The sequence below is a fragment of the Streptomyces sp. NPDC037290 genome, from assembly GCF_055603245.1.
Genome location: NZ_JBVJVZ010000039.1, coordinates 25,169 through 31,648 on the forward strand (window position 1 = coordinate 25,169; position 6,480 = coordinate 31,648).

General features: G+C 67.5%; 7 protein-coding genes and 1 pseudogene. 3 read left to right on the forward strand and 5 right to left on the reverse strand.

What is annotated here, in order from left to right:
- Positions 1-70: 70 nt before the first annotated feature.
- Positions 71-1,525, reverse strand: coding sequence for a SulP family inorganic anion transporter (locus tag ACZ7HQ_RS42135; protein WP_471002013.1), 1,455 nt, complete (start codon positions 1,523-1,525; stop codon positions 71-73).
- Positions 1,526-1,533: 8 nt separating this feature from the next.
- Positions 1,534-2,115 carry a carbonic anhydrase gene (locus ACZ7HQ_RS42140; RefSeq protein ID WP_471002016.1) on the reverse strand — a complete coding sequence of 194 codons (582 nt, stop codon included), beginning with the start codon at positions 2,113-2,115 and terminating at the stop codon, positions 1,534-1,536.
- A 476-nt stretch (positions 2,116-2,591) separates the two neighbouring features.
- On the opposite strand from ACZ7HQ_RS42140, the gene ACZ7HQ_RS42145 reads away from it, so the two are divergent.
- The 3 genes and pseudogenes from ACZ7HQ_RS42145 to ACZ7HQ_RS42155 all read left to right on the forward strand — a co-directional run.
- On the forward strand, positions 2,592-2,837 hold the full coding sequence (locus ACZ7HQ_RS42145) for a hypothetical protein (RefSeq protein ID WP_471002019.1): 246 nt from the start codon (positions 2,592-2,594) through the stop codon (positions 2,835-2,837).
- Between the two features lie 1,608 nt (positions 2,838-4,445).
- The gene (locus tag ACZ7HQ_RS42150) at positions 4,446-4,676 is read left to right on the forward strand and encodes a transposase family protein (RefSeq protein ID WP_471002030.1); all 231 of its coding nucleotides are present in this window, start codon (positions 4,446-4,448) and stop codon (positions 4,674-4,676) included.
- A 24-nt stretch (positions 4,677-4,700) separates the two neighbouring features.
- Positions 4,701-5,045 (forward strand): annotated as a pseudogene (locus tag ACZ7HQ_RS42155) (transposase); the annotation flags it as partial.
- A 33-nt stretch (positions 5,046-5,078) separates the two neighbouring features.
- Here the strand turns inward: ACZ7HQ_RS42155 and ACZ7HQ_RS42160 are convergent.
- The 3 genes from ACZ7HQ_RS42160 to ACZ7HQ_RS42170 all read right to left on the reverse strand — a co-directional run bounded on the left by ACZ7HQ_RS42160 (position 5,079) and on the right by ACZ7HQ_RS42170 (position 6,464).
- Positions 5,079-5,426: a VOC family protein gene (locus ACZ7HQ_RS42160; protein WP_471002021.1), complete on the reverse strand. Its 348-nt coding sequence runs from the start codon at positions 5,424-5,426 to the stop codon at positions 5,079-5,081.
- Positions 5,427-5,693: 267 nt separating this feature from the next.
- Complete coding sequence (locus ACZ7HQ_RS42165) at positions 5,694-5,906, reverse strand: recombinase family protein (RefSeq protein WP_471002024.1); 213 nt, start codon at positions 5,904-5,906, stop codon at positions 5,694-5,696.
- Positions 5,907-6,170: 264 nt separating this feature from the next.
- Complete coding sequence (locus ACZ7HQ_RS42170; RefSeq protein ID WP_471002033.1) at positions 6,171-6,464, reverse strand: alpha/beta hydrolase; 294 nt, start codon at positions 6,462-6,464, stop codon at positions 6,171-6,173.
- Positions 6,465-6,480 lie beyond the last annotated feature (16 nt).

Consider the following 6,480-nt stretch of genomic DNA (forward strand, 5'->3'; position numbering starts at 1 on the left):
GTCATGACGCGCGGGCGCAAGAGCGCGGGACAGCCTTCCCAAGACTGTCCCGCGCGCTCCGGCTGACTGTTCAGGCCGCCAACACCTTCACCGGTTCGGTATCGGCCGTGCCGTGCCGCTCGGCCCAGTTCTGCAGCGCCGTACGGCAGGCGTGGTCGAGGTGGTGCAGTCCCGACAGGTTCAGCACGACCGGCCGGTCCTGGGGAAGGGCCTCCAGGGTGTCGAGGATCTTGGGCAGCTTCAGGAAGGTCGCGTTGCCAGACAGGTAGACCTCGATAGGAGCGACGCCCTTGTCGATGACCTCCGTCTTCATGTGCGAGGCCTCCCAGGCGGTCTTGACGACCGACAGAGCCAAACCGATGACCACTCCTTCGAACATGTTCAGCGTGACGATCGACGCGGCCGTCACGACGAGGATGAGTCCCTCGCCACGGTGCGCGCGCCACATGGAGACGACCTCCCGGAAGGGAATCAGCCTCCAGCCCGAGTGGACCAGGATGCCGGCGAGCGCCGGCAGCGGGACCAGGGCCAGTGCCGAGGGCAGCAGGACGGCGAACAGCAGCAGCCATACGGCCTGCAGCACGCGGGACGCCTTTGTCTTCGCGCCCGCCTGGGCATTGGCGGCGCTGCGCACGACGACCGCGTTCATCGGCAGGGCACCGACCAGACCGCAGACGACGTTGCCCGCGCCCTGTGCCATGAGTTCCTTGTCGTAGTCGGTGCGCGGCCCGTCGTGCAGTTGGTCCACAGCGGCAGCGCCGAACAGGCTCGCAGCAGAGGCGATCAGGGCGAAGGCGAGGATCGGGCCCAGGATGGCCGCGTTCCCCAGTGCGGCCAGGGAGTCGGTGCCCGGCGTCTGAATGGCGCCCTGCAAGCCATGTACCTGGACCGTCGCCACGGGCAGGCCGAAGGCGTGCGTGGCCAACGCGGCAAGGAGAATCGCCGCGAGCGAGCCCGGCACGATCCGGATCTTCTTCGGAAGCTTCTTCCACAGCACGACGACCGCGATGGCCCCCGCGCCCACAGCGAGCGAGGCGAGCGCCCCGGTGCTGCCGAGCACGTCGACAGCCGCCCTGGGCAAGCCGAGAATCTTGTCGATGCCAGAGGCGGGGGCCTTCAGCCCGGCCGCCATGTACAGCTGTCCGATGATGATCACCAAGCCGAGGCCGGCGAGCATGCCCTGGACAACGGAGACGGATATCGCCCGGAACCACCGGCCCAGCCGCAGCGCACCCATGACGAGCTGCACCACGCCCGCGCCCAACACGATCACGCCCAGTGCGGGGAGTCCAAACTCGTCCACCGCCTCAAAGACGAGCACGGCCATCCCGGCCTCGGGACCGGACACCTGCAGGCTGCTGCCCGGCAGCAGACCGGTCACGAGGCCGCCCACGATGCCAGTCACCAGTCCGAGTTCGGCCGGCACTCCGGAGGCCACAGCCACACCCACGCACAGCGGAAGCGCCACCAGGAACACCACCAAAGACGCGGTGAAGTCCTGTCGCAGATAAGGAAATCTGGTCATACCGGTCCTCACAGAGCCTCGAAGGAGTCGGTACCCGCACGGCGTTCGTATACGGCGCCGCTGTGAACCTCGTAGTACCAGCAGCGCAAACGCAGTCGGCCGGCCGCCAGCCGCTCCGCGACGCACGGGTAGGAACGCAACCGAAGCAACTGGGTCAGGGCGTGGTTCTGCACCGCCTCGGCGACGGCCGGGTCGCCCGGGTCCGAAGCCTGGGGACCCTCGGCCGCATGCGCCAGCCAATCACGAACGGCCGGTACGGTATCGAGGTCGTCGCCGCGCACCAGCGCGCCGACCGCACCGCAGTGGGAGTGGCCACAGACGACAATGTCGCTGATACCGAGCACCTCAACGGCGTATTCGATGGTGGCGGCCTCGCTGGTGGGATACTGCGAGGTCTGCGGCGGGACGATGTTGCCCGCCGTGCGTAACTCGAAGAGCTCGCCGGGGCGGGCGCCCGTGATCAGCGCCGGGACGACCCGGGAATCGGAGCAGGTGATGAACAGCACCTGCGGGGACTGGCCTTCGGCGAGTCTGGTGAACTCCTCAGGGCGCTGTCCGAAGGTGCGGGCATTGTCGATGAGGGGTTGCATGGGTGGAGATCCTCCTGGCGCGCCATAGACGGCGCGTCGACTGCAGGGACATAAAGCCAAGCAATGGGTCATGGTCTCGTGAAAGCGGGCAGGCTCCGTTTCTGCTCTGTCGGCGAGTAGCTGGTAATCCTTGGACACACGACAAGCGCGTTCCGCACGCAGATTTTCGAACTTTCTCAAGCGATGAGACGGCCGCACGGTCATGGCCCATGCCCCAGGGCGACACACGGCCCGGTTGCCCATTGCGTTGAAGGGTGTCGTCAAGTTGAGCAGGGTGTCTCGGCACCTCACACCCGCCGTGACCCGGCAGCTCATCCAACGTGTGGCACAGTCCGGGCAGGAAGACCGGCGTGAGCGGGCCCGCGACCTCCTCAGCAGGCCGAACGAACGGGGACACGACGTTGCCCTCGCCGTGGGGGAAGGGAAGGCGAACGCCGATATCGCGGCGACGCTCCACATCAGCATCCCTAGAGGGCGTGGCAGGTGTCCATACCACGCTCGACCGGCGGGGCAAGGGAGTCCTGCTGCGCCGGGAGGGCCTGTACTCGTCGCTGATCTCGAGCTGGCGGGAGCAACGCGACCAGGCGGCGAAGGCGGCGCTCGCCGCGCCGGCGGGGCGGCCGAAGGGCGACCCGCGGGACAAGGAGATCGCCCGGCTCAGGGCCGAGAACGCCCGGCTGGAGACCGAGCTGGGCAAGGCCCGCACCGTCATCGAGGTATAGGGAAAACTCTCCGCCCTGCTCGACCGGCTCGCCACGGACAGCGCTGCGAAGAGCGGCGAGAGGAAGTGATCATCCCGTCCGACACGGACACGGACACGGACACGGCCACGGAGGGCCGGGATCCGGTGGCGGGCACGGTCTTCGAGGACGCCCGAGCCCGGGCTCTGGAGGATCTGACGGGCGTGGTCGGTCGGGTCAAGGAGTGTGCCGCACTCGGTGTGTGCCGGGCCGCCTACTACCGCCACCACCGAAAGTCCCTGCCGCCTGTCCGTCCACCGTGCCGGGAATGGCTGCGTCGCTCTGGATTACCGCCGTTGGCTGCTTGTGGCGTCACGGCTGGCCTCGCTGTGGGCTCTGATGGGGGAGGTGTCTGACTGGATGTCTCTTTGCCATTGACGGCCGTGTCGGCCTCGACGCGAGAGGGCTGGCGCGGAAGGCGGTGTGGTCGACTCCGAGATTGTTCACGCCGCCTGGACGGCCCGGCCGCTTCGGCCGGGCCGTTCTTCCCCTTCTGCCCATTGGACCGACGGTGGGGGGCCTTGTATGGCTTCGGCTGGGGGTGCTGTTTCGCAGTGTGCGGCGCACCGTGCTGTTGGCCTTGTTCCGCTGTCGTGTGTTTTCCGGTGGCTCGGTGGTGGGCATCCGAGGGGGCCACCCTGGGCCCGCAGGCGGCATCTGACAGGACGTGTTGCCTGTCGGGCCGGGGCGGATCCCGGAGGGTATGGCGGCTGAGGGGGACGCATGTTGTTATGAGGCCAGAGGCCCGTGCCCTCTTCACGTTTATGCCGTGAGAGAGGGGATGGGGTACGAGCCTCCGGCGGGGGAGGGGGGATGAGAGGGGTCGCCTCTGATCCCCCGGAAGGAAGAGTCTTCTGCGAGTGGATGATGACGCTGGGGGCATCGAAGTGAGATGTGGCAGGCGTCGGATGAGAGGCTACTGCTTGGTCTGATGGGTGCGGTGAATCGTCATGTATGAGCGTCTGCTTGCGCCGGGTGCTGGCTGTGCCGGGCAGGTTGTGCCAGGGCTCGGGAGAGTCGGCCACGAAGGCATGGTTGGCTGTTGTTCTGGCAGTGACTGAAGCGACTGGACGTCCGGGTTAAGCCGGGGGTGTCTGGGGGCGGACTGGCGCTGGGCATGGCGGTGGCCCCCTGCCCGCCTGTGGGCGAGGGCAGGAACGGGTGGTTGCGCTTTGGTGCTGTAACGTTCCGGCGCCTTGTGTCGTTCTTCCTTCAGATCCTGCTCAGGTCCCTTACCTCCCATGTCCGCCCGGGTGGGGTCTCCGGCCGATGACTGAGCGTTTGGGGCATTTCAGTCGCCGTCTGTGTCACAGATGGCCCTTGCCCTTTGGTTCTTCCCGGGAGCCGGGGCCGTTGGCGTGCGTGCCAGCTTGCGGTCGTGGACCTGGCGAGCGGCGATGATGGCGATTCGTGAAAACGGCTCTGGCCGCAGTTCCGTGAATCCCCAGGTCAGCGGCAGGAACGCGGGATCGTTTCGCCAGCGTACTGTCTGCCGTGGCGAGCAAGACGGTCGAGGCTGTGCTGTTTCCCGGGATCGACCTGCGAGTGGTCCGCGTCAGCGACTCCTCCGACGCCCTTCTGGTGGAGGCGGTGTTCACCGCACGCCCGGGCCGGTGCCCGGACTGCCGGAAACAGGCGAGGCGCATACACAGCACGTACCAACGCACCCTGAATGAAAGACCGTTGGGATCCCGCCGGGTCGTAGTCCGGCTGCGGGTGCGCCGGTACTTCTGTGACCGGAAGAGCTGTTCCCGCAGGACGTTCGTCGAGCAGGTGCCGGGATTATCCGAGCGGCACCGCACCGTTCCAGCACAGGGTTGACGGGCTGGCTGCGGTCGATCGCGAAAGGTTCGCGTGCCCCGCCTCGGGCCGGGCCGGCCACGCGTTCGCCCCGATCGCGTGCGGGCGGACAGGGCGTACGCCTCCCGCAAGAACCGCGCCTACCTGCGCCGCCGCAGGATCCGATGCACCATCCCGGACAAGGCCGACCAGGCACGCAACCGTCAGAAGCTCGGCTCCCGCGGCGGCCGGCCTCCGCGCTTCGACCCGGCCGACTACCGCGAGCGCCATGCGGTCGAGTGCAGGATCAAACGACTCAAGAGACACCGGGCAGTGGCCACGCGCTACGAGAAACTCGCCGCCCGCTACGAAGCAGCCGTCCTGGTCGCGGCCATCAACGAGCGGCTGTGACCAAGACTTTCACCAGGGGGGCGGGAAGGGCTGTCAGCGGTGGCCCAGCACGTTGACCACCAGTCCGCTGGGGTCGCGAACGAAGAAGCGCCGCACCCCCCACGCCTCGTCCTGCAAGGGGTGAATGATCTCCGCACCGCTCTCTCGTATGACCGCGTAAGCCGCATCCACGTCGTCCACTTCGACGCTCATGTGGGGGGCGACAGGCACGGTCTTGTCGCTGGTCATGACGCTGATCTGCGCTGCCGGGCTGGACGGGGAGGCGAGCGTCATGATCCAGCCGTGGTTCATGACCTCCTCAAAGCCCAGCAGGCCGTAGAACTCCCGGCTCTCCTGGGCGGCATGCGACTGGATGTTGGGCACGACACGGCGAACGGCCATGGATGACTCCAAACGAGAAGGAACCTGTGTTTGTGCCTAGGAGTACTACGGCCCGTCCGACGTCGCACACACTTTCGGCACACGCCCGCAGACGGATGAAAGGCAATGGGTGGCCGGTAGGGGCCATGTTCCGCGATTCAACCCGAACACCGTCCGGAATATTTACGACTCTTGCTGTGCGAGGTGCGCCGGTCAGGCGGAGGTGTGGGGTGTGCCCCGGTCCCCGCGCACCCGTGCGCCTGGGGTGGGTGAGCATGTGTCCAGTTGTCACATGTCGGCGATCTGCTGGACGGTCTTCTCCCGCGCGTCGTCGAGCCGTTGAGCGAGCGTGGCCTGATCCTTGGTGAGCTTGTGCCGGCGTCCGCCGACCCGGCCGCGGGCCCGTACGGAGGCGAGCGCGTCGTTGGTGTTCGCCACGATCAGCTCGCGCTGGAGCTCGGCGAGTGCAGACAGCATCCCGAACATCGCCCTCCCCTCCATCGTGGACGTGTCGATGCCCTGCTCGATGACGTGCAGTCCTCCGATCCCGCGCTCGCGCAGGTCCGTGCCGTGGTCACCAGGTGCAGCACGGAGCGAGAGAGCCGGTCGAGCCGGGTGACCTTCAACGTGTCATCCTCACGCAGCACCTGCATCCCCGGCACCCATCCGAAGGCGGTCTCGGACCGGGCGGTGTGGTGGTGCACGCCCGGGGCCCCTGCGAGCGAACCGGTGTGCTGACGGCCACCCGGTGGATCCGTACGGGCCTCAGGACATGCTGCCCCGGCACACCGTTCCCGGAGCCGGGGTGCGGCCCGTGCGGAGGTAACGGTCGACCGTCTCCGTGGCGCAGCGGTTCTGCGGGTATGTGCCGTGGCCCTCCTCCTCAGCCGTCAGGAGCACGCCGACACCGTCGCCCAGGGCGCGGGCCATGTGGCCGGCGCCGGGGTAGGGGGTAATCGGGTCGCCGGTGCCCCCGACCACTAGGGCGTGTGTCAAAAGTGGATCTTGAACATGGGATGATCTTGGTTTGTGGCACGTGGAGATCTGACGGACGCGCAATGGGCGGTGCTGGAAC